The organism is Acinetobacter sp. TAC-1, from assembly GCF_029025845.1.
Classification (GTDB): domain Bacteria; phylum Pseudomonadota; class Gammaproteobacteria; order Pseudomonadales; family Moraxellaceae; genus Acinetobacter; species Acinetobacter guillouiae.
In genome coordinates, this window is the sequence record NZ_CP118892.1 from 2764112 (window position 1) to 2787809 (window position 23698).

Annotated in this window: 13 protein-coding genes, 2 pseudogenes and 1 CRISPR repeat array; of the genes and pseudogenes, 5 read left to right on the forward strand and 10 right to left on the reverse strand. The window is 38.1% G+C overall.

From position 1 onward, the window contains the following. Window positions 1-77 precede the first annotated feature (77 nt). Window positions 78-455: a hypothetical protein gene (locus tag PYV58_RS12980; RefSeq protein ID WP_004820799.1), complete on the reverse strand. Its 378-nt coding sequence runs from the start codon at window positions 453-455 to the stop codon at window positions 78-80. 224 nt (window positions 456-679) lie between these two features. On the opposite strand from PYV58_RS12980, the gene PYV58_RS12985 reads away from it, so the two are divergent. Continuing rightward, window positions 680-1231, forward strand: a complete 552-nt coding sequence (locus tag PYV58_RS12985; RefSeq protein ID WP_004721181.1) for a cytochrome b — start codon at window positions 680-682, stop codon at window positions 1229-1231. Window positions 1232-1330: 99 nt separating this feature from the next. On the opposite strand, the gene PYV58_RS12990 is transcribed toward PYV58_RS12985, so the two are convergent. From PYV58_RS12990 to PYV58_RS13020, 7 genes are all read right to left on the reverse strand, one after another. Next, window positions 1331-1684 carry a hypothetical protein gene (locus PYV58_RS12990; protein WP_034611944.1) on the reverse strand — a complete coding sequence of 118 codons (354 nt, stop codon included), beginning with the start codon at window positions 1682-1684 and terminating at the stop codon, window positions 1331-1333. A 70-nt stretch (window positions 1685-1754) separates the two neighbouring features. Then, window positions 1755-2756, reverse strand: coding sequence for an adenosine deaminase (locus PYV58_RS12995; RefSeq protein ID WP_004721186.1), 1002 nt, complete (start codon window positions 2754-2756; stop codon window positions 1755-1757). Between the two features lie 121 nt (window positions 2757-2877). Further along, the gene (locus tag PYV58_RS13000) at window positions 2878-4197 is read right to left on the reverse strand and encodes an NCS2 family permease (protein WP_004820795.1); all 1320 of its coding nucleotides are present in this window, start codon (window positions 4195-4197) and stop codon (window positions 2878-2880) included. Window positions 4198-5080: 883 nt separating this feature from the next. After that, window positions 5081-6478 carry an efflux transporter outer membrane subunit gene (locus PYV58_RS13005; RefSeq protein WP_034611940.1) on the reverse strand — a complete coding sequence of 466 codons (1398 nt, stop codon included), beginning with the start codon at window positions 6476-6478 and terminating at the stop codon, window positions 5081-5083. 18 nt (window positions 6479-6496) lie between these two features. Beyond that, a complete protein-coding gene (locus PYV58_RS13010) occupies window positions 6497-9592 on the reverse strand; it encodes an efflux RND transporter permease subunit (RefSeq protein WP_034611936.1) in 3096 nt (1031 codons plus the stop codon). Continuing rightward, entirely contained in the window at window positions 9589-12702 is a 3114-nt protein-coding gene (locus PYV58_RS13015; RefSeq protein ID WP_275059539.1) for a multidrug efflux RND transporter permease subunit, read from the reverse strand. The genes PYV58_RS13010 and PYV58_RS13015 overlap by 4 nt, the downstream gene beginning before the upstream one ends. A 3-nt stretch (window positions 12703-12705) precedes the next feature. Next, entirely contained in the window at window positions 12706-13914 is a 1209-nt protein-coding gene (locus tag PYV58_RS13020; protein WP_004820785.1) for an efflux RND transporter periplasmic adaptor subunit, read from the reverse strand. A gap of 298 nt (window positions 13915-14212) precedes the next feature. Here PYV58_RS13020 and PYV58_RS13025 point away from each other — a divergent pair, with 298 nt between their 5' ends. Further along, complete coding sequence (locus PYV58_RS13025; protein WP_004820783.1) at window positions 14213-14734, forward strand: RNA polymerase sigma factor; 522 nt, start codon at window positions 14213-14215, stop codon at window positions 14732-14734. A gap of 254 nt (window positions 14735-14988) precedes the next feature. Beyond that, window positions 14989-16569 (forward strand): annotated as a pseudogene (locus PYV58_RS13030) (TonB-dependent receptor); the annotation flags it as partial. Between the two features lie 41 nt (window positions 16570-16610). Here the strand turns inward: PYV58_RS13030 and PYV58_RS13035 are convergent. Then, a protein-coding gene (locus PYV58_RS13035; protein WP_085947552.1) for an IS3-like element ISAba21 family transposase occupies window positions 16611-17776 on the reverse strand; the annotation gives its coding sequence in 2 pieces (ribosomal slippage) (window positions 16611-17518 and window positions 17518-17776; 1167 coding nt in all). Between the two features lie 58 nt (window positions 17777-17834). Here PYV58_RS13035 and PYV58_RS13040 point away from each other — a divergent pair. Further along, window positions 17835-18482, forward strand: a pseudogene (locus PYV58_RS13040) (TonB-dependent receptor); the annotation flags it as partial. A 422-nt stretch (window positions 18483-18904) separates the two neighbouring features. Then, on the forward strand, window positions 18905-19912 hold the full coding sequence (locus PYV58_RS13045; protein ID WP_051670995.1) for a hypothetical protein: 1008 nt from the start codon (window positions 18905-18907) through the stop codon (window positions 19910-19912). A 343-nt stretch (window positions 19913-20255) separates the two neighbouring features. Continuing rightward, window positions 20256-20885: direct repeats of the CRISPR family, unit length 28 nt; unit sequence TTTCTAAGCTGCCTATATGGCAGTGAAC. Window positions 20886-21213: 328 nt separating this feature from the next. Here the strand turns inward: PYV58_RS13045 and PYV58_RS13050 are convergent. Beyond that, complete coding sequence (locus tag PYV58_RS13050; RefSeq protein WP_034611924.1) at window positions 21214-23271, reverse strand: TonB-dependent receptor; 2058 nt, start codon at window positions 23269-23271, stop codon at window positions 21214-21216. Window positions 23272-23698: the final 427 nt, after the last annotated feature.

Here is a 23698-nt window from a genome sequence, read left to right on the forward strand (position 1 = left end):
ACTCCTAAGACCATGAATTTATCAATATAGAAAAATCTGTATCAATAAATTCATATGCCTTTGAGGCTCTAATGCAATTATCTCATCGCTTCAGCAACACATGCATTAATTGTTTTTGTCACCACATTTGAAACAATCGTAGCACGCGCTTGAGGGTCTAAAGCAGCTGTTGCCAAATCTACAGTACTGACACTTTGTGGTGCCTTTTCACTGACACAACCACAAATTTCACTTTGTACGTTGTTTTTCTGATCTGCAGTCATAACTTTTGTTGCAGTCTTCCAAGCAGGTAAATTATTCAGTTCAGTTGTGCATTTCGCATTGATCGCAATTTTAAGCGCAACACCACCTAACTGCTGAGTTGTTGACGCTGCTGCAGCACCTGTTGGGTCATTGGTCGCGCAAGCCGATAGAGCTAAAGCGATTGAAGCAAGAAAGACAACGCGTTTTTTCACAATTTTTTCCTTTTTATGAGATAAAGCTGGGCTATTTTGCCTAAACTTATACTTGGATTAAACTAAAAATTTGAATAATCACCTCATTAGACGCTAAATGGATAAATATTTCACAATTATTGCTTTAAGCGTTGCAAATTTAAAACAATACGTTGAGTTTTTAGAACTGATTTCTTTTAATAAAATCCATATTATAAGCACTAAATTAAATCGGAATCTGTGTCATGCAACAAAAATCACAATACTATACAAGGACAGCACAATGGTTGCACTGGATTATGGCAATCATCTTTATTACCGCTTGGGTCATTGGTTTTTATAGTGGCAATTTTTTAAGCTATGATGTCGATGGGCCGTTTAAAGGTGATGTCATTACCTTACATAAGAATATTGCATCGGTGATTATCTTTTTGGTGATTATCCGTATCTTTTGGCGTTACACCCACCCTGCACCTGAACTACCTGAAACCATGTCACCATTGATGAAAACTTTGGCTCATTTAGGTCATTTGGGTTTATATTTCATGTTATTGGCATTGCCAATCACAGGATGTTTATTCAGCTGGAGTGCTGGTCATCCCGTGCCTGTATTGTACTTATTTGAGATTCCAAGACTTGTACAAGATAACCCCGATTTAACAGCGATTGTAAAACCTTTACATATTTATATTTCATGGGCTGCAGGCTTACTTCTTGTCGGACATGTTCTGGCTGCGCTCAAACACCATTTCATTGATAAAGACAATGTATTGAAAAGTATGACACGACAAGGTTAGTCGAACATAAATTAAAAAATCTAGCAAAGCACATCAAAACGGTGTGCTTTTTTATATTTTTATTGTGGTTTAAATTTATGCTGCTTAAATTCTAGATCTTTACTTTAATGCTTCCTTTGCACAACCTTTTAAACTATTCATCACCGCTTGTTGAATCAGCTTATTTTTTGCAGCTTCATTAAACGTTGCCATAACCAGCTGTTTAGCAGGGACATCATTCAAAGCGTTCTCACTGACACAGCCACAGATTTTTTGCTGTGCATGTTGCTGTTGTGCAGCTGTCCATAAAAATGAGGATACTTGCCAAATCTTTGACGCTTTTAATTCACTGGCACACTGCTGTTCGATTAAAGGTTTTAACATCTTATGCGTAATCGTTTCTGTGCTTGAATCAGCACATGCAACAGTCACAGGTAAAATAATGAATAAGGTTAAACTTGTTAAAAATTTCATTCTATTTTCCTCATGAAAAAAAAGCAGTGTTCACACACTGCTTTTATAGGCTTAAAGAATATAGCTTGATTTAAGCCAATTGATCAATTTGATTGTTCCATTTTTGCTTTTCTTCATTTGAAATAAATGATGCTTCAAATGAATTTTTTGCCAATTGCTTTAACTCTGTATTGGAAAGATCTAGCGCTTCAGCAATCGAAATAAAATTATCATTCATATAGCCACCAAAATACGATGGGTCATCTGAATTGACAGTCACATGCACACCTTTTTGCAATAAACGGTGAATATTATGTTGTGCCATATCATCCACCACACATAATTTTAAATTGCTCAGTGGGCAAACAGTCAAAGGCATCTTTTCTGCAATTAAACGTTGCATCAGTGCTGGGTCTTCTTCTGAACGCACCCCGTGGTCAATACGGTTTACTTTTAATAAATCTAAAGCTTCCCAGACATATTCAGCAGGCCCTTCTTCTCCCGCATGCGCAACCACCAAGAAACCTTCTTTACGTGCTTGAGCAAAAACTCGTTCAAATTTAGCTGGTGGATGCCCAACTTCGCTTGAATCTAAACCTACAGCAATAATTTGATCTTTATATGGCAAGGCTTGCTTTAACGTTTCAAATGCTGCTTCTTCACTTAAGTGACGTAGGAAACACATGATCAAATGAGAGCTTATACCCAACTTTGTTTGAGCATCATCGCATGCACGCTGTAGGCCATTGATCACCGTTTCAAAGGCAACCCCACGGTCGGTATGTGTTTGTGGATCAAAGAACATTTCAGTATGTACAACTTTATCCTCTGCACATTTTTCAAAATATGCCCAAGCTAAATCATAAAAGTCTTGTTCATTGATCAGTACATTGGCACCTGCATAATAAATATCAAGGAAAGACTGTAGATTATGAAAGTTATATGCTTGTTTGACTTCTTCTACAGATTTATACGGGATATCAATTTGATTACGCTGAGCTATCGCAAACATCAGCTCAGGCTCAAACGTGCCTTCGATATGTACATGGAGTTCTGCCTTGGGTAAGGCACGAATAAGTTCTAATCTATTCACGTTTTTCCTCAAACTTATTAAATTAAATTTCAATCATCCAAATCGCTTGGATTCATTTCAATCTGATTAAAACAAAAAAGGGTGCAAACTTGAGTTTACACCCTTTTCTTACTTAAATTTATTAACCACCAAATGCAACGAATTTAATCACCCAAAGCACAGCAATGATCCAAACCATATATGGAACTGTTTTTGCTTTACCTGTAAATAATTTAACCAATGCATAGCTGATAAAGCCCATTGCAATACCGTCTGCAATAGAATAAGCAAATGGCATAAATACAATGGTTAAAAATGCTGGAACTGCCTCTGTAATATCATCCCATTCAATATTGATGATGCCTTGAATCATCAACACACCAACGAATAATAATGCTGGAGCAGTCGCAAATCCAGGAACAGATTGTGCCAGTGGTGCTAAAAATAAACACGCTAAGAATAAAATACCAACAACAACTGCAGTTAAACCTGTACGTCCGCCTGCAGCAACACCCGCCGATGACTCAATATAAGGCGTTGTTGATGATGTACCCAAAGCAGCACCGGCAACAATTGCAGTTGAATCAGCAAATAGCGCCTTTTTCAAACGTGGTAATTTACCATCTTTCAATAAACCAGCACGATGTGAAACCCCGACCAATGTTCCAGTTGAGTCAAATAAATCAACCAAGAAAAATACGAAAATCACGCCCACTAAACTTACCGTAAATAAGTTTTCAAAATTCATTTGCATGAATGTTGGTGCAATAGAAGGGATTGAACCAACAACCCCTTTAAATTCATTTAAACCTAAAGCTGTTGCAATACCAGTGACCGCTAAAATACTGATAATAATTGCGCCACGAATTTTATAGTGGTGCATAATCACGATCAGGAAAAAACCCAGTAATGTCAGTAAAACTGTAGGTTGTTTTAAATCGCCCAAACCCACCAAAGTTGCTTGATTTGCAACAATAATGCCTGAGTTTTTCAATGCAACCAGTGCAAGGAATAATCCAATACCACCACCGATTGCAAATTTCAATGACATTGGAATCGCATTGACAATGGCTTCACGGATTTTAAACATGCTAATTGCGATGAAGACAAGTCCGGAAACAAATACAGCAGCCAAAGCGGTTTGCCATTCAACGCCCATACCTAAACAAACGGAATAGGTAAAATAAGCATTCAGTCCCATACCTGGTGCAAGTGCAATCGGATAGTTTGCAACAACCCCCATGACCAAACAACCAATCGCAGCGGCCAAACACGTTGCCACAAATACGGCGCCATGATCCATACCTGTTTCTGAAAGAATCAATGGGTTAACAATGATGATGTAGCACATTGTTAAAAATGTCGTTAAACCTGCCAGTATTTCGGTTCTAAACGTTGTTTTGTTTTCGCTCAGTTTAAATAAGCGTTCAAGCAAACCCGCTGAAGGATTTGGATTCGTCATTGTTGAGCCCCTGTTAAGTTTGAGCTATTCGTTGATAAAATCGAGTTCATTTAAAAAATGCTAAATGCCGTCAATTAAGGCCATAATTCAGCATTCAATAAACATACCAAAATGACATTTCCGATAAAAAACTTGAATTAAAAAAGCTGCAGATTAGCAGCTTTCGTTTTCTAGAAGGTTTAACGGTCGTTATCGATTACATATTACAAATTATAACATACAGTTTAAATAATTTTATCAATCTGACGCTTTTAGTCATCCAATTCATGTGAACTCAGAAGTTTAATGCTTTAAGGATATACAGTGCCTAAATCAAATCACAGTATTACTTAGTTTGAGATGATTGTGATTATTAGGATTAGACTCAATTTTCCGAATGGTTAAATTCGCATCTTTGATAATATCTTGCATTTCTTGTTGTTTTTTTTGTTGCGAATCGACATAAGAAAAATAGCCTAGAAATATCACACTACTCAACACGAAAAAAGTTACAAGCTTTACCATTTCAAAATCAAATCAAGGTATAAATTTCGCTGATTATACACATAAATGTGACATAAATAACACTTTAACAATAAAATTGTCTGACAAATCACAAGTATTAACTTGCGCTTTCATAGTGCATACTAAATTTTAGAGCCTGCTATACATCTAAAATGGTGCTATTTATTTTAAATAATGATTAAAAAACAACATTAAACTTAATCAATCAAACACAGCTTTTAAATACATAAAGTTTTCAATAACAATAGTTTAGACTGCTTAGCTTACACACTTTAAAATGCATGTAAGATTTTAAAGTGTGTAAGCTTTTAAATCAGTAATGTTCAAATACGCTATTCAAAGATTTAAGCCAAGTCACTTAAGTTTTTACATCGTGCCTTCAACTTATATTGCCACCTAAGGCTGCAATCAGTTGGGCTGTATTTTTTAACTGCAACTGCTTGAGCTGTAAAGTTGCCTGTTCCGCCTGTAAGGTTAAATTCTGTGCTGTAACCACCTCTAAATAACTGACTAAGCCGGCATTATAGCGACGAGTTACAACTTGTTCATTTTCTAAAGCAAGTTTAAATAGTTGAGCCTGCTCAGATTGTTGCTGTTTAAAACTGGATGACTGTAAAAGCGCGTCTTCCACCTCTTTCCAGCCCGTTAAAACAGCCTGTCTATACGCTGCTGCTTTTTCAGCATAACTCGCTTGTGCTTGTGCAATCTCAGCCTTACGTTTTCCACCGTCAAATATCAATGCCGTTGTTTGTAAGCCCGTCGACCACAAATACTGTGGTGCTTGAAACAGTTGACTCAACACACGGCTATTTAATTCACCCGTTAAACCAATACTGAGATCAGGTAACCATGCTGTTTGAGCCAAGCCCAATTGGGCATGTGTTGCCGCCAATTCACGTTCAGCACGGATTACATCAGGACGCTGGATCAGCATCCGACTTGGTAACTGAGTGGGTAATAGTGGAACTTGAAAGTGCTGTTCCTGTTTGGCCAATTGAAATTGAGCAACTGTTTTACCTTGTACCACAGCTAAAATATTTTCTTGTAAATCACGTTGCCGCTGGATTTCTATCTGCTGGATTTGCACTTGTTTGAGCTGTGTTTCAGCCTGTATCACATCCGCGCGCGCGATCATTCCAGCAACATATTGGTTATTTAAAATTTTGACGGAACGCTGATAACTGTGTTGGGTTTGTCGTAAAACATCCAATTGTGCATCCAGTACTCGGATATTCCAATAGGTTTCTGTGCCCAATAATTGTTGATTGAGTTTGACTGCGGCTAAGTCAGCCTGTGAAGCCTCTAAATTTGCCTGTTGTCCTTCAATCGCTTTGGCGACTCTGCCCCATAAATCAGGAATCCAACTGACCTGAACACCCGTCGTAAATTGGTTGTTTGGCGTACTGTCCTTTGTTCCACTCCGTTGTGCAGAACCATTTAACTTTAAACTTGGCAAACGGTTAGCGCGTTGCTGCTCAAGTAAGGCATTGGCTTGTTGATAGCGTGCTTCAGCTTGTTTCAGACTCAAATTTTCTTGATTCAATTGTTGCATCAATTGACTGAGAATAGGGTCTTGATAGATTTCCCACCAAGTGTTGGCATTGACGTCTAAGCTTGAGGTTTTTTTCCAATTTAAAACAGCATATTTATAATGATCATCCGTTTGAAGGACTGGCACTTTATATTCAGGCGGATGCAACACAACAGTAGAATTGCATGCAGTCAATATCAAGAGCACACTAAGGCACATGACATTTTTAATGATTAAACTCTGCATTATATTTTCCTATTTACCTCAATGAAGTGCGTATTTATTTTTTAATTTCAAACAAGATTCAGCACATTTTTCCAACACCAAATACAAGACAGGCGTTGTATACAATGTCAACAATTGACCCAAGGCTAAACCACCTACAATGACCACCCCCAAAGGCTGACGTAGCTCTGCCCCTTCTCCCCAGCTAAGTGCCAGTGGAATTGCACCCAGTAACGCGGCAGTATTGGTCATCAGAATTGGACGGAAACGAAGTGCTGCGGCAGATAAAATAGCCTGATATGCAGTCTTGCCTGCTCTTCTTTCTAATAAAGTAAAATCAATTAAAAGAATGGCATTTTTTACAACAATTCCGATCAATAAAAACATGCCCAAGAGTGCAATTAAGGTGAATTGGAAATTAAATAACCATAAGGTCAACAAAGCCCCCAAAGCCACTGCGGGTACTGTCGATAAAATTGTCAATGGATGAAGTAGACTTTCATAGGTAACCCCGAGAACGATATAAATAAGTAAGATCACCACACAGACAAGTAACGGCGTAGATAAACCAGCCTGCAAACTTTCTGCCTCGACATCTTTATCTGTCATGATAAAAATTTCATTGGGTAACATGACTTCGGGTAAGACACTACGAATAGCTGCATCCGCTTGTTCATAGCTATAGCCTTGTTTAACCACATAACCAATCCCCATTGCGGCATATTGGTTGCGTCGATAAACCCGATCATTGGTGATGCCATAAGACCATGTGGCAAAATTACTGAGTGGTACAGCAATGCCTTGTTGGTTTGGAATGCGTACATTTGCCAGCGCTTCAGGGTGTTCAGTAAAGTGTTTATCGACTTCCATCACCACATAAAACTGTTGGGTTTGATCATAAATAGTCGAAATTTGGCGCTGCGAAAATGAGTTATTGAGTACGCTTGAAATATTGTCTATATCCACACCCAAACGACGTGCTGCTTCACGGTCTATGTCTAAAGTCACATGCTGGGCACCTTCATCGCCCATGGTTTCAACTTCTTCTAACTCTGGAAGCTTCTGCATTGCCTGAGCAACTTTAGGTACCCACTGACGTAGCAACGCAACATCATCAGATTGCAGTAACAACAAATAATCTTGCCCACTTCCACTTGAAAATGGATCATCCAATTCTAGCTCCTGTTTGACTTGTGCAGAAAAAATCGCACCTGCCAGCCATGGGGCATTTTTTTTAATTCTATCTACAATTTCATGTGAAGATTTGCCATCTCGCTCTGCTTTGGGTTTTAAACTCACCATTAAAAAAGAATTGGTGATTCCGCCAGCACCACCAGACGTACCAATCACATCTTTGACTGCGGGATCCTTTAATAGACTTTCACTAAAGGTGGCGATTTTGGGTTGCATAATTTGAAAGGAGAAGCCGTCATCCCCCCGAATAAAAGCTTCAACCCGTCCAGTATCTTGCTCAGGTAATACCCGTTTGGGTAATGTTTGATAGACATATACAGAAGCAGCGATTGCACCGCCCCATAGCAGAATGACCAAATAACCATGTTTAATCATCCATTTCAGTGAATGTAAATAAAGCTGACTCAAGCCTTGCATCAAACGATGGCTATAGCGATATAAAGCCTGGTGTTGATAACGCTCCAATGGTTTTAAACAGCGTGCAAATAAGCTTGGCGTAAGGACTAGGGAGACAAATACAGATAAAATAATGATAAAAATCAGTGTTAAAGAAAACTCCCTAAATAATCGTTCGATTACACCACCCATAAATAGCACGGAAATAAAGATCACCACCAAAGCCAAATTCATTGCCAGCAAGGTCAGACCGACTTCTCGAATACCATTTAAGGCAGCCTGTATAGGCTGTTCACCCTGTTCTATATGACGTTCTATATTTTCCAAAACCACAATTGCATCATCAACAACAAGTCCAATCGCAACAATCACCGCCATAATCGACAAGTTATTCAATGAAAATCCAGCGAGATAAACCAGACTGCATGCGCCAATCAAAGTCACCAGCAAAGCAATACTTGGTACAAGAGCACTTTGCAGACGACCTAACATCAGAGCAACCACAATAATCACCAAAAGCATGGAAAATAATAAAGTATCCCTTGCCTCATTTAAGCCTGCCCGAATAATTTCCGATCCATCCATCACTGTGGTCAGTTGTGAATCTGCTGGAATTAATCTGCTTAACTCTGGTAGTTTTTCTTTGATCTTTTCAATTGTGGCAACGGTATTTGCATTGGGCTGACGGCTGATTTTGATAATGACCGCGGGTTTACCATTGTGAAAACCACTTACATAACGGTTTTCGACCGAATCCTGTACCTCAGCCACATCTTTTAAACGGACAACGGTCTGACCATTTTGATGTACGATCAAATTGGCAAAATCACCCGCTTTTTTTAAATGACTTGGAAGCTCAACTTGCCAACGCAACTGTTCAGTTTCAATTACCCCTAAGGCTTGTACTATATTACTTTTTACAATCGCTTCACGAACTTGCTCCAAAGATACCCCTTGTGAAATCAAGGCATTTGGATTGAGCCGAATCCGCACAGCTGGCATAGACGCCCCGTCAATGACAACTTCACCAACCCCATTAATTTGCGCAAGATTCGGCTGCAACTGATTGCTGGCAATTTCATAGAGTTTGCCCGCAGAAAGATGTTCTGAACTCAAAGCCAAATAAAAAATTGGACTCTGGCTTGGATTGATCTTGAAATATTCAGGAGGGCTTGGCATTCCAGAAGGCAGCTGTGACATCGCAGCATTGATTGCAGCTTGAACCTCTCTGGCGGCTTCATTGATGTCAGTGTTTAAATCAAAATGCAAAACCACTTGGGTTGCGCTTTGATTACTTGAAGAATTAATCGCTTTTACCCCTGAAACGCCCATCATGGCACGCTCTAACGGCGTCGCCACGGTGGCAGACATGCTTTCAGGACTTGCGCCTGGTAAACTTGCTCGCACCACAATCGTTGGAATATCTGCCTGTGGTAAAGCGGCTACAGGTAAGCGAAAATAGGCCAATATCCCCAATAATACAATTGCGATTCCCAGTAAAATACTCGCAACAGGTCGGTGAATAAAGGTCGAGAGAAAAGTCAAAACTCTCTCCTTGTCGTATCATGCTCTGCGGGTAAATCATCTACCGATAAATCTGAATTGGTGTGTTGCAATGAATATTGCAGTCGATCAAAAAATAAATAAACCACTGGTGTCGTAAATAACGTCAGGACTTGGCTTAAAATCAAACCACCGACCATAACGATCCCGAGAGGCTGACGTAATTCTGCCCCTGAACCCGATGCAAGCATCAACGGAATTGCCCCAACCAGTGCCGCAAGTGTGGTCATTAAAATTGGGCGAAAACGCATTAGTGCAGCTTGATAAATTGCTTGCTGTGCTGACAATCCGTCATGACGTTGTGCAGCCAAAGCAAAATCCACCATCATGATGCCATTTTTTTTGACCAGACCAATCAATAAAATGATCCCAATCAAGGCAATCATGTCCAATGGTCGATTGACCATAAACAATGCCAACAAAGCACCAATTGCAGCAGAGGGCAAGGTAGAAAGAATGGTTATCGGGTGAATAAAACTTTCGTACAGAATGCCCAACACAATATACATGGTCACTATTGCTGCAATCACCAACCAAAAAGTATGTTGTTGCGAGCTCTCATAGGCAGCGGCTGCACCTTGCAGTTTTACTTTGACTTCTGTTGGTAGATTTAGACGCTGTTGTACGCGATCAATCGCTTTGATCGCATCCCCGAGCGCGACCCCTGATGCAAGATTAAAAGACACCCCATTGGCTGGAAATTGTGATTGCTGTTGCAGAATAATAGGCACGCGTTTTTGCACAATATTGGCAACGGAACTAAGTAATATCGGCTCTCCACTTTTATTGTGAATATAGGTTTGCCCTAAAGCATCTATACCTTGAGTGAATGTTGGGTCAAGTTCTAAAACAATACGATATTGATTAGATTGCGTGTATAAAGTTGCAATCTGGCGCTGCGCAAATAAATTTTGTAAAGCTAAACTGATATCTTCAATGTTTAAACCCAAACGTGCTGCAGCATCTCGATCGACATCAATAAATGCTTGTAAGCCTTGTCCGCCCTCTTCACTGGTGACTTGTGCAAATTCAGGTTGTTTTCGTAAAGCATCAACAAATATAGGGGTCCATTCGGCTAAATCTGTCGTTTTAGCAGCGCTTATACTCAGTTGATATTGAGTACGACTTATTTTATCTTCAATACTCAGCTCTTGTACTGGTTGCATCCAGCCTTGAATCCCTTCAACTTGAGCGAACTGTCCTCTAAGTCGTGCCATAATTTGATCTACAGGATCTCTTTCAGCATGCGGCTTTAGATTAATTAAAATACGTCCATTACTCAGTTTTGGATTATTGGCATCTATACCAATAAATGAAGACAAACTTTCCACAGCAGGATCTTTTAAGATCTGCCCCGCGAGTGCTTGTTGACGCTGACTCATGGCTTGGAATGAAATATCATCAGGCGCTTCAGTCACCACCTGTATGACCCCACTGTCCTGTACAGGGAAAAAGCCTTTGGGAATCATCCAATACAACAGACCTGCTAAAATGACGCTACTCAACATCACCGCAAGAGTCAGTATTTGATGCCGAAAAACCCACTGTAAAGCTTTACCGTATTGCTGAATAATTCGGTCTAGACTCCAGCGACTGTTTGAACTGGAATGTTTGGCATTTTTTAATAAATATGCGCACATCATTGGCGTCAATGTGAGTGACACCACCAATGAAATTGCGATTGCTGCTGCTAAAGTGACAGCAAATTCATGGAACAGACGCCCAACCACATCCCCCATAAACAGTAATGGGATTAATACTGCGATTAGGGAAATCGTCAGGGAAATTAAGGTAAAGCCGATTTCTTTAGACCCTTTAAGCGCGGCTTGCAATAAGCTTTCGCCGGCCTCTCGATGTCGTGCAATATTTTCCAACATCACAATTGCATCATCGACTACAAAACCTGTCGCAATGGTGAGTGCCATTAAAGTCAGATTATTGACAGAAAAGCCTAAAAAATACATGACGACAAAAGTACCAATAATCGACAGTGGTACGGCAATGCTGGGAATAATCGTAGCGGATAAATTTCTTAAAAATAAAAAAGTCACCATCACCACCAAGCACACGGCAAAAACCAATTCTTTTTGCACATCATCAATGGAGCTGCGAATACTCTCAGTTCGATCGGTTAACACTCGAATTTTGACATTTTCAGGCAGATTCTTTTCTAGCTCAGGCAATATTTGCTTAATCTGATCTGCAACTTGAATCACATTGGCATTCGGTTGGCGCTGTACATTGACTAAGATTGCAGCTTGACTGCCTGCCCAAGCCGCCATATAGCGATCTTCGCTCCCTTCTATGACTTTTGCCACATCTCTAAGACGTATCGGTGCGCCATTGTTCCAGCGTAAAATTAGATTTTCATAATCTGCAATCGAACGAATTTGATCATTGGCATCCAACATGGTGGTGCGATATGGTCCATCAAAACTGCCTTTGGGTTGATTTGCATTGGCAGAATTAATTGCGGAGCGCACATCTTCAGCACTCATTTTATAGGCAGCAAGTGCCGCTGCATTCATTTGCACGCGTATTGCTGGACGTTGCCCACCCGCAAGACTAATCATCCCGACACCTGAAAGCTGAGAAAGCTTTTGTGCAACTCGAGTATCCACCATGTCGTAGACTGTTGTTAATGGTAAAGTTTCTGAGCTGATGGCAAGGGTGATCACAGGAACATCAGCCGGATTTACTTTACGATAAATCGGTGGTGCTGGTAGATCATTAGGTAATTTACTGCTGGCGGTACTGAGTGCTGACTGTACTTCCTGTTCAACGACACCAAGCTCTGCGCTCAGTTCAAACTGCAAGGTAATAACAGATGCGCCCACTGAACTACTGGAAGACATTTGCTTTAAACCAGCAATTTTGCCCATTTCTCGTTCGAGTGGTGCGGTGATTGTGCGTTGTACCGTATCGGGATTAGCCCCAGGTTGAAAAGTATAGACTTGAATAATTGGATAATCGACCTGTGGCAAGGCTGAGACAGGTAGCAGTCGCCAAACCAAGAAACCGCTCAACAGCAGTGCTAACATCAATAATGTGGTTGCGACTGGACGTAAAATAAAGAATCGTGAAATATTCATGATTTATCCAGCAGTTGGCTTGGCCGTAGAAATTGGCTGTTGATTTTCTGCAACAATTTGAACTTCTTTGCCTTCCGAAAGACGATCAATTCCTTCAAGTACTACTTTTTCGCTCCCCTTTAATCCGTCTAAAACTTCAATTTGACCATTTGAGGTCATCCCCAGTTTTAACATGCGAATTTCGGCTTTGTTTTGCGGATTGATAATATAAACATAGCTGCCTTTTGCACCATGTTGTACGGCATCACTCGGGATACTGATTGCATTTTGAATGGTTTGAGTCTTTAAACGCACATTGACAAACTGATTTGGAAATAAAGCATCATCCTGATTTGTAAAAATTGCTTTTATTTTTAAAGTTCCAGTACTGATATCAATCTGATTATCTATTGCTTGTACATGCCCTAGCGCAAGTTGTTTTTGTTCTGTTTTATCCCAAGCACTTGCCAACACCTTATCGCCATTTTTTAAGGATTGACGCAGATTTACTAAATGGTTTTCTGCCACTGCAAATTGCACAAAAATTGGATGCACTTGAGTGATACTGACTAAACCAGCACTTTCATTGGCTTGAATAAGGTTGCCAGCATCTTTCTGTCTAAATCCAACCCGCCCCTCAATAGGTGCATAAATTTTAGTATAAGACAGCTGTAGTTTTGCAGCATCTACTTGCGCCTTGTTCGCCTGTATCTGACCTTTAAGCTGGTTGACCAGCGCCAATTGCTGTTCTACTTGTTGTTTCGCAATCGAATCTTGTTTAAACAGCAATTGATAGCGCTGCAACTCTGTTTCAGCATTGTGCAACTGTGCTAAATTCTGCTGCCGTGTTCCTTCAGCCTGTGCAAGTGCGACCTGAAATGGCGCTGGATCAATTTGTGCAAGGAGCTGTCCTTTTTTTACGGTTTGACCTTCTTTAAAATAAATCTGCTGTAAAACCCCAGCAACCTGACTTTGTACATTCACAGTATGCGTAGGAATGACTGTACCAATTGCTTTGATTTCAACCTGTAAATCTTGTCGTTGTACTGGCACAGTTCGCACGGGTACAGGTTTACTCCATTGGCTATATTCCTCTGCGGGTTTGGATGAGGTTTTTTTCCAATAGAAGCCTGCTAGTCCGAAAATAATCAGCAGCATAAATCCAATTAAATATTTAAACTTACGGTCAATAAAACTTTTTTTTGGGTTTACATTTACAGATGGCTTACTCATAAAAACTCTTATTCATACAGTCGCAGAACGATCAAAATTTACAATTGCGAAATAAATAAAGTGAAATTTCAAAGTTATTCATCATTTATCAATTAGATAATAATGTGAAATTTCACAATTACTAACCACCCATCTCATTAATAATCAAGAAGAAATAGTCTTTTAGCTCGCTAATTATCATGTTGCATTTTGTAATTCTTATTATTGCATTTAATAATCATTATCACTATCATTATTTTCAACACCTCCTTTAACCAATAAAACTCCATGTTGTTGGCTTTTCAAACAGGCAACGCTTATGAATTTGAACGTACAAAAGCAGCAATGGTTTGATCATATTTATCAAGACCATCAAAATACTTTACTTTTGTGGTTCAAACATAAACTTCACAACCATCACCACTCTGAAGATCTTAGTCAGGAAGTTTTTTATCGTGCATTAAAAAGTAACTACTGTTTTGAAAATATTAAAGAACCCAAAGCATGGTTATTGGGAATTGCGAAACACGTGATTATTGATCATTGGCGCCACCAACAAGTTGAACACTTATATCTAGATGCACTAATACATACACCACAGGATGGCTATCCATCTGTAGAACATGAAATATGTATTCGAGAAAGTGTCTATCAAGTTCAACAAACGCTAGAAAAGCTACCCGAACGCGTCGCACAGGTTTTTTTATTATCACAAATGGAAGATATGACTTACCGCGCAATCGGTGAAAAACTTAATATTTCTGAAGCCACAGTAAAACGAGATATGAAACAAGCTTTTTTAGCCTGTTCTAGTATTTATACTACGACATTTAACTCATAGTTTTTTTACTTATAAAACAAATGATTCAATAAAAATAAGTAGATAAAGCCGATTAGGTATATTTAAAAATCCATCTCGAACTTTCATGACATCAATCTATTGATAATACAAATAGTTATAACCCTCTTCCCTATTCGCGCCTGCTCGCTATTGTTGTTACATCCAACGATATCCCTCATTTAAATCATAAAAAAATGAGCTTTTTTTAAAATAAAAACGACTAAGTAGATGAATATGACTCATACGAGAATTTAATGAAGGAACATCAAAGCAAACATGCATTAGCAATTGCAATTCGAACTGCAATTTGGGGCGGATCTATTTGTTTAATACATGGATCTGTATTTGCAGCACCGAACCCATCTGATGGCCAAGAACAAAACTCTACTCAGCTTCCTACCATCACTGTATCTGCCAATAATACCAATAGCCTTACAACCGAAGGCTCTGGTTTATATACCGCTAAAGCTACTACCGCATCAACAGGCTTGGCACTCAGCCTAAAAGAAACACCGCAATCAGTTAGTGTCATGACTCAGCAAAGAATGCAAGATCAAAACCTTACACAATTGACTGATGTTGCAAACCAAGTTGCAGGATTAACCGTTAGCCAGTCTGGAAATGTAGGTTCCGATACTTCACCAATTTACTCACGCGGTAAAAGTGTAGATAGCTATTTACTTGATGGTGTAAAACTCCTAAGTACTTACTCTTCTATTTTTCAAAGCCAAGACACTGCACTTTTCGATAGAATTGAAGTGGTACGAGGAGCGACAGGTTTAATGACTGGTGCAGGTTCCGCCAGCGCTAGTATTAATATGGTTCGGAAAAAACCATTACAAGATTTTAAAGCATCAATCAGCACAGATCTTAGCTCATGGGATTCATACCGTTTCGATGGCGATATCTCAACACCTCTTAATCAATCGGGTACGCTTCGTGGACGTGCTGTCGTTGCTTATCAGAACTCGGACTCATACATAGACCGCTTCAATGAAGAACGCAAAGTGGCCTATGCGGTTGTTGACACTGATTTGTCAGATAAGACTCAAGCAAGTCTAGGCTTAAGCTATCAACAAATTTATATTACTGGACAAGCTCGTGGTGGTTTGCCTGCTTTTTATAGTGATGGGACACGAACAAACTGGTCTCGATCAGATTCAGCAGCACCCAGTTGGTCTTACTCAGATCGAACAACCACTTCACTCTTTGCCGATGTCAATCATCAATTTAATGATAACTGGAAATTAAAGGCTTCATTAGCACGTATCATTACGGACTCAGATGAATTAGTTGGCTATGCAAGTGGTGGAACACCCAACAAAGAAACTGGTAGTGGGGTTTCGATTTATTCTACTCACTGGGCTTATAAACCAATTCAAGACTTGTTTAATGTCAGCTTAAACGGCTCATTTGATTTATTTAATCAAACCCATGATGTGATCTTTGGTTCAACATTAACCAGAAGTGAAAATAGCCAGCCGTACTTTACCAATTGGTGGATTGAGGGTTGGAGTGGAAATATTGATAATATATATAAATGGGATGGGAATACGCCTGCACGTCCAAATAATCCTGCCGTAGGATGGACCAAAGAAAATAATACAAGTTCATCATTTTATACCGCAGCTCGGTTTAAATTAAGTGATGATTTAGCACTGTTGTTGGGATCACGCTTAGAAAATTGGAAGTTAAAAAAAGAAGATAACGACTATAAAGAAAATAAAATTACAATAACCAATCGAAAAGAAGAAAATAAACTCATTCCTTATATTGGCGTAGTTTATGATCTCACTCCCAATTGGTCTGCTTATGCGAGTTATACAAATATATTTGATATGTGCTGAATTAGCAGGAGACTTTCACTTGGGATATGCTAGGCAGCTAACCGATAAAAGTTCTCTGCTATTTGATTTGGCGTTTTAAAATCCAAACTCTTTTGAATTCTTCGCTGATTATAAAATAACACAATGTATTTTGTAATATCTGCTTTAGCTTCATCTCTGGTTTTATAGTTGCAATGATGCACTAATTCATTCTTGAGTATGCCCCAGAAACTTTCAATCGGTGCATTATCGTAACAGTCCCCACGTTTGCTCATTGAACCTTGAAAATCACATTTTTCCAGTATCTTTCGATATTCATGGCTGCAATATTGGCTGCCTCTGTCCGAATGAATAATTAAGCCTTTCGTTGGTTTTTGATTACGAATCGCCATAGTCAGTGCATTGCAAACAAGTTGTGCGGTCATACGCTCATTTAAGCTATAGCCAACCACTTGTTTCGTGTACAGGTCTTTTACTGCTGCCAAGTATAACCAACCTTCAGCAGTCCAAATGTATGTAATATCGCTTGACCATGCAAGATTGGGCTTAGTCATTGAAAACTGTTGCTCTAGTAAATTTGCGTAGATCGCTCGATTATGATCACTCTTCGTAGTTCTTTTGAAACGCTTATGACGCTTACAATACAGCTGGTTGAGCTTTTTTATTTGACGTACAGCATACGTACTGATTTTGATACCTTGCGCTTGTAAATGCTTAGTTAATCGAATATAGCCATAGCTTTGTTTAGTTTCCTCATGAGCTATTTTGACCAAAATTGTCTGTTGATTTCGCTGAACCAATCTTTTATTCATGCCTCGTTTTAGCCAATCATAAAATCGTGACACTGAAACGTGAAGTAATCTAGCCATAAAGCTAATCGGGAATAAATATCTTTGCTGTTTCATATAGGCGTACCTTACTGACTTTCTTTCGCAAAGTACGCTGCTGCCTTTTTTAGAAATTCACGTTCCATTTCAGCTGTTTTGAGCTGTTGTTTGAGCTTTTTATTTTCTTCGAGTAAGGCATTTAGATCAGGTGAATATTGTTTAGTGCCTGCTAAGGTGCCAGTCTTTGCTTTATTATTCCAATTTGAAAGAGTTTGCATTGAAATGCCAAGTTGTCTGGCTGTTTCCGATACATTGCCTTGATTGGCTTCAATCAATTTTATTGCTTCAACTTTAAATTCTGCGGTGTAAGTCTTCTGTTTCTTGCTCATGGTAAACTCCTGATGAGTGTCTATAGTTTACCAAGTTAAAACCTCCTGTTTTCTCAGCACACATCAATTTTCTCCACAAGATCTAAAAACAAAAGCTGGGGATTATATAGACCCATTAGAGGGAAATAGTACAGAACTTGGAATCAAGGGTGCTTTTTTTGACAATCAACTTAATCTAAGTGCAGCAATCTATGAAAATAAAGAAGATAATTTTGCGGTCGCGATTCCTGAACAGCCAGATGGCTCGCATTTAGCTCCTGATGGATCTCAGGCATATATAGCAGAATCTGGAACCAAAAGTCGTGGTATTGAATTAGAAGCCACAGGAAAACTCACAGATGCTTGGCAAATCTCCTCAAGCTTTGCCCGAAATTTAAGCCGAGACCGTAATGGCAAGCTATTAAACTCTAATATTCCAAGTAATACTGCCAAACTTTATACAACCTATAAACTTCCTTATCTTAATGAAGCACTAACCGTTGGCGGAGGTGTTCGTTGGCAAAGTGAAATTCAATCAGCAGATCAGAAATTTACCCAGAGTGAATACAGTGTTGTTGATTTAATGGCACGTTATAAAATAAACAATAAATTAACAGCCAATCTCAATATAAATAATCTTTTTGATAAAAAGTATTATTTAACAACAGGTAATAGCTACTACGGCGCACCGATTAATTTTAGAGTGGGGTTAAAATACGATTGGTAATTCTAAAATCTATTTATGATTAGCTAAACATTAGACTTCTTTCATAAGCCTATTTTAAAACATAGATCAAGATAAAATCCCCCTCTTCCTAGCCTTCTCCCAGTGGGAGAAGGGACTTTCAATAGCAATATGATTTACGCCATATAATCATTTTTTGATTTATGAAAGATCTTTATTGATTTAGCTTTAAATAAACCAATGAGTTAGATGTAGAAGAAATTAGCTTAAAAGTGATTTTCTCTACAAATTCAAATGTTATCAATATAACTAAAATTAACTCCTCTGCTGGTCTAGCAGTAAACCTCATCTATTGTTTTTCCGTTGATTGTTAGACTAACTATACCTATTTTTAAATTTATACTGAAATCTTTGTCAATAATGAATATTATTTATACAAATTAAAATTTATATAGGAATATTTTATGGCTCTAATTTCATGCTATGAGTGTAATAAAACAATTTCAAATTCTGCGAATTCATGTCCACATTGTGGTGCGCCTTCTAAAAATAATTTTAGAACTTATTCTCCCTTAGATACCCCATTTGAAGAAAATGCAATTTCTACAGAATATAAGAAAGTACCATTTTTTATAGCTCTTCTTATCGTTTTATGCCCAATCTTATTTGTGTGGCTTTTGCTTGATCGTAATTATTCCCCGAAGGATAAAAAAATTGGTTTCATATATTTAGCAATAAGTGTCATTTTCTTTATTTTTTTTGTTAAACCATTTGGAATTGAAAATCAACCAAATATTGAACCAACTGAAACTCCCTATCCAGCTTATAATCAAGAAAAAACACCTGCAGAAACAGTGGAAAACCACCCCATTCAAACTACAGCCCATCAAAAAAGTAAAACAAATATTCAGGTTTCAGCTCTAAAATATTATGCGGATTACCAACAAAATGAAGTTTCCGCAGATCAAAAATACAAAGGAAATACCTTACTGTTGCAAGGTATGGTCTTTGGTATAAACAAAGATTACAGTGATCAAATTTACCTTAGTATACTTGGCTCAAACAATTATTATGGTATAGATCGAATACATGCAAACCTCTTGCCAACCGAACTACAAACAGCATCCAAATTAGTTAAAGGTGATATTGTGCAACTTATCTGTACTGGTGGAACCATGATAATGGGATTCCCAATACTGGATGATTGTCAGATTCATGGTATAGATCAGGAACAACATCAAAGAATTACAGGAAGCACAAAATATCTACCAGCAAAACCTACTACTTCACCCTCCAATAATCCAAATTACACAGTTACATCACAAAAGATCGTTACTATTAACTCAGATGAAAGAGATAACGAAACAAGAATTACCCCAACTCAAAGTACTGATAATAAAAATAACTCTCTTTCTAATGAAGTAAATAATGAATTAAATAATGCAAATCCATCAGATAATATGGAACATTAAAACCTAATTCATAACACCCAGGGCATTATGTTTTATTTTAATGCCTTGAGCTGTCGTGACTTTAGTTGTTGTTACAGTATTGGCGTAGTTAGTATTTTGCACTGTTAAATTCACCTGTGGAGTCGTAACAGAATTTTATTACGTCCCTCCGTCATCATCCTGTTTAAAACACTTGCAGTGTACTTATTCTGACTTGGTTAATTAGGCGCAGATCACTTATTAGATGAATTGAGATTATTTGAATACCCAACGCGTTGCACCCGCCCCCACCATAATTATCAAGGGCTCGCTTTAGTACAAAATCAATAATTTTATGCTGAAGTTCAGGACTTGATATAAATTATTTCTAAGCTGCCTGTTTGGCAGTGAACGGTTCGCCCCATGTTTATACAAATATCACATGCTTCTAAGCTGCCTATATGGCAGTGAACGACATTCTTTGTGTAATCATCATTCTTTTCACTTTCTAAGCTGCCTATATGGCAGTGAACTTAACACCACCTTGTAAATATGCAACCCCATATTTCTAAGCTGCCTATATGGCAGTGAACGTGCTGAAACTGAAAATTGTTCTCCGATCGATTTTCTAAGCTGCCTATATGGCAGTGAACTTTACTATGTCATCCCACTACCAACTTTTATTTTTCTAAGCTGCCTATATGGCAGTGAACCCTGTCCGGATGCCATTGCGCAATGCCATACGCTTTCTAAGCTGCCTATATGGCAGTGAACCTTATTCAAATCAGCGCTCAGGAATTTTTGATTTTCTAAGCTGCCTATATGGCAGTGAACCTGTATATTGGCAAAAGAAATGGGTTTGGTTATTTCTAAGCTGCCTATATGGCAGTGAACAGCAAAAATTGCTTGAAATACCATTAACAGTATTTTCTAAGCTGCCTATATGGCAGTGAACGGATTCAACCCATTTCATCACGTCTACATCGATTTCTAAGCTGCCTATATGGCAGTGAACTATAATTTTAAATCAAAAAACATTCTGATAACAGCAAGTTAAATATAAAAACCATAAAATACCCAAAGTTATTTAGAACATATATAACCTACTGATTTTATTAAACTATAGAATTATCAAAAAAATATTGGGGGAAATTTTTGGTGCGAACAAAAAATTCCTAAATTCTGAAGATCATTGCTTTACTATTTTATATACAGCACTTGATTCATCGAAATAAAATCACTTCCTAATAAAAATACATAACAAAAAAACCATCCAAAGATGGTTTTTCTAACGCATGATTTATTAATTGAAGTGAAGTCAATCTTCATTTCAATATAATTGATTAAAATTTAAAGGTTGCACCTACAAATACTTTTTGACGCTCAACGAAGTATGTATCTGCACCATTTGACAATTTTTTATCAAGTAAATTAGTAAAGCCACCACGTACAGTGAGCTTATCATTGACTTGATAATTGCTTGCTAGATTTACAATCGTATGCGGTTTTTGCATCGTAGGAGTAGCGCTTTTATCAGTTAAATATTGCTTACCTAAATATTGCGCAGACAATTCTACATTGAGTGGATCTATCGGTTGCCAATTTAGGGCTGAATTTACCGTTAATTTTGAAGTGGTCAGTAAGGTTGCACCAGTATCTTCATTTTTTGCTTTTAAGAAATACGTTGCATTATTATTCCATTTTAGATTGTCTAAAACTGGGAAATTTACAACCATTTCTAGACCACGCGTTACTGCATTTTGAATATTTTCATTTCGAGTAAACCAAATACCACCTTCGTGACCTAACGGCGAATAAGTGATTTTATTTTTAAAATCTGTATGGAAGAATGTCAAACCTAAATCTGTACCAAAACCAGTATAATTTACACCAATTTCATAGTTTGTGCTTTCCTCAGGCTTAAGGTTTGGATTACCTGTCATAAAGCAGCTACCACCCGTATAGGTATCTGGCTTTTGCTTACTGTCATACCAAATTTTACCTCTTAACCCATTGCAACCATTCCCACCAGATTCAGTTGCCCCACCAGGAGATGATTCTTTCACAGTTGGTGCACGGAAACCTTTTGCGATCCCCCCTTTAATCACAAGATCATCCATTGGACTATAAACTAAATAACCGCGTGGACTATGGTGATCACCATATTTATCATCATGATCTAAACGATTCCCTACTGTTAATGTCAAATTATCGAGCAGTGAAATATTGTCTTCAAGAAATAATGCCCAATTTTTATTATCCACCTTAGGGTCGGTATAGCTTTTCCCATCCCAACTGCCACCAGGTAGAGTGCCAATTGTGTCAGTATTGGTTAATTCTTGTTTTTTCCATTGACCACCAACAGTTAAGACTTGTTTAAACATTGCCTCTAATGGCATGGTTAAACTACCTTCAACAATCATTTCATTTGATTTAGTCTTAGAACCAAGCACACTTGAATCATAGTCATTGTAGTATGCACTTAACTTAGATTTACCAATTGCCCACTCACCATCATGCGATACGCTATATGAATTATGTTCTAATTTTTTAGCTCCCCAACTGGTCTCCTGTTCTGCCCCTGTTTTGGGGTTAATTTGAGAACCTTTTTTATTCTTTTGAATACTGTGCCCTGCTTCAAAACTGAATGACTGTTTATCTGTTGGCTGATAGTGCAACATCGCATTGTAGTTTTGATCTTGAGAACCTGTGGTTCCGTTACCTGCTGAATATTTCTTATCTGCCTCTCGTTCAGTCATCCCTGCAGTCAAGCGCAGACCTAAGGTATCCGTTAATGGACCAGCAGCCATGACACCTGTTTGTAAAGAAGTGCCTAAATCAGACGAAGTTGTTGGCTGAGTATAATTTAAAGTGACATTACCGCCCCAAGCATTGGGAATCTTCTTAGTAATAATATTAATTACACCTCCCATGGCATCTGAACCATATAAGGAAGACATTGGACCACGAACGACTTCAATTCTTTCAATCATATCGGGTGTAATCCAGTTTAAATCCTGACGACCTAAATCTGGACGATAACTTACATCTCTTGAAGACCCGATACGCTTACCATCAACTAAAATCAATGTGTAATTGTCTGGTAAACCACGCAATTTAATCTTAGAACCTTCCTTCGAAGGACTAATTCCACCGGTTACCCCAGGAACTTTACTTAATAACTCTCCAAGACTACCCACAGGTTGTTTTTCGATATCTTCGCTTGTAATAACACTAATACTTGCTGGTGCTTCTTTAACATCTACAGCCTGACTACTCGCAGTCACTACAATTGTTTTTAACTTTGTCGCATCTTCAGAAGTATCTTTTGCATATGCTGAAATTGACATTGCGGTGAGTATAGAAATTGACAGAGTTTGAAATCGTAATTGTTTATTCATGTTAATACGCAACTTAAATTAAGGAGGAATTGTGAAAGAATTGTTGCGCATTGTATTTGAGCAAAACCTCAAATGCAATTGCTAATAATAATAATTATCATTTATTTAATTTTAATTTATGGTCAATTAACAGAAAAATACTTAATCATAATCATATGAAAAACAACGCTATAAAGGTCAAAACCAAGCTGAAGTTTTGTCAAAAATAAATTCAAAAAAATCTATTTTATCGTATTGTTTCTAGACTTTCTTTTCAAAAAAAAGAGCTTACAAGCCATAAAACGGCCTGTAAGCTCTCTTTTGCTTATTTTACTCAATATCATCAAGCTCAAATTGGTCAGCTTTACAGAATCAAATATATTAAAAATTTATAAATATCAAAATCATCAATAATTAGTACAACATTTTTGATCAATCTTACTCAGTT

Bases quoted from the DNA above. Each gene is read 5' to 3' on its own strand.
- PYV58_RS13020 (WP_004820785.1), bottom strand. From the start codon at position 13,914: ATGAGTAAGCCATCTGTAAATGTAAACCCAAAAAAAAGTTTTATTGAC.
- PYV58_RS13015 (WP_275059539.1), bottom strand. From the start codon at position 12,702: ATGAATATTTCACGATTCTTTATTTTACGTCCAGTCGCAACCACATTA.
- PYV58_RS13005 (WP_034611940.1), bottom strand. From the start codon at position 6,478: ATGCAGAGTTTAATCATTAAAAATGTCATGTGCCTTAGTGTGCTCTTG.
- PYV58_RS12985 (WP_004721181.1), top strand. From the start codon at position 680: ATGCAACAAAAATCACAATACTATACAAGGACAGCACAATGGTTGCAC.
- PYV58_RS12990 (WP_034611944.1), bottom strand. From the start codon at position 1,684: ATGAAATTTTTAACAAGTTTAACCTTATTCATTATTTTACCTGTGACT.
- PYV58_RS13050 (WP_034611924.1), bottom strand. From the start codon at position 23,271: ATGAATAAACAATTACGATTTCAAACTCTGTCAATTTCTATACTCACC.
- PYV58_RS13000 (WP_004820795.1), bottom strand. From the start codon at position 4,197: ATGACGAATCCAAATCCTTCAGCGGGTTTGCTTGAACGCTTATTTAAA.
- PYV58_RS13025 (WP_004820783.1), top strand. From the start codon at position 14,213: ATGAATTTGAACGTACAAAAGCAGCAATGGTTTGATCATATTTATCAA.
- PYV58_RS13045 (WP_051670995.1), top strand. From the start codon at position 18,905: ATGGCTCTAATTTCATGCTATGAGTGTAATAAAACAATTTCAAATTCT.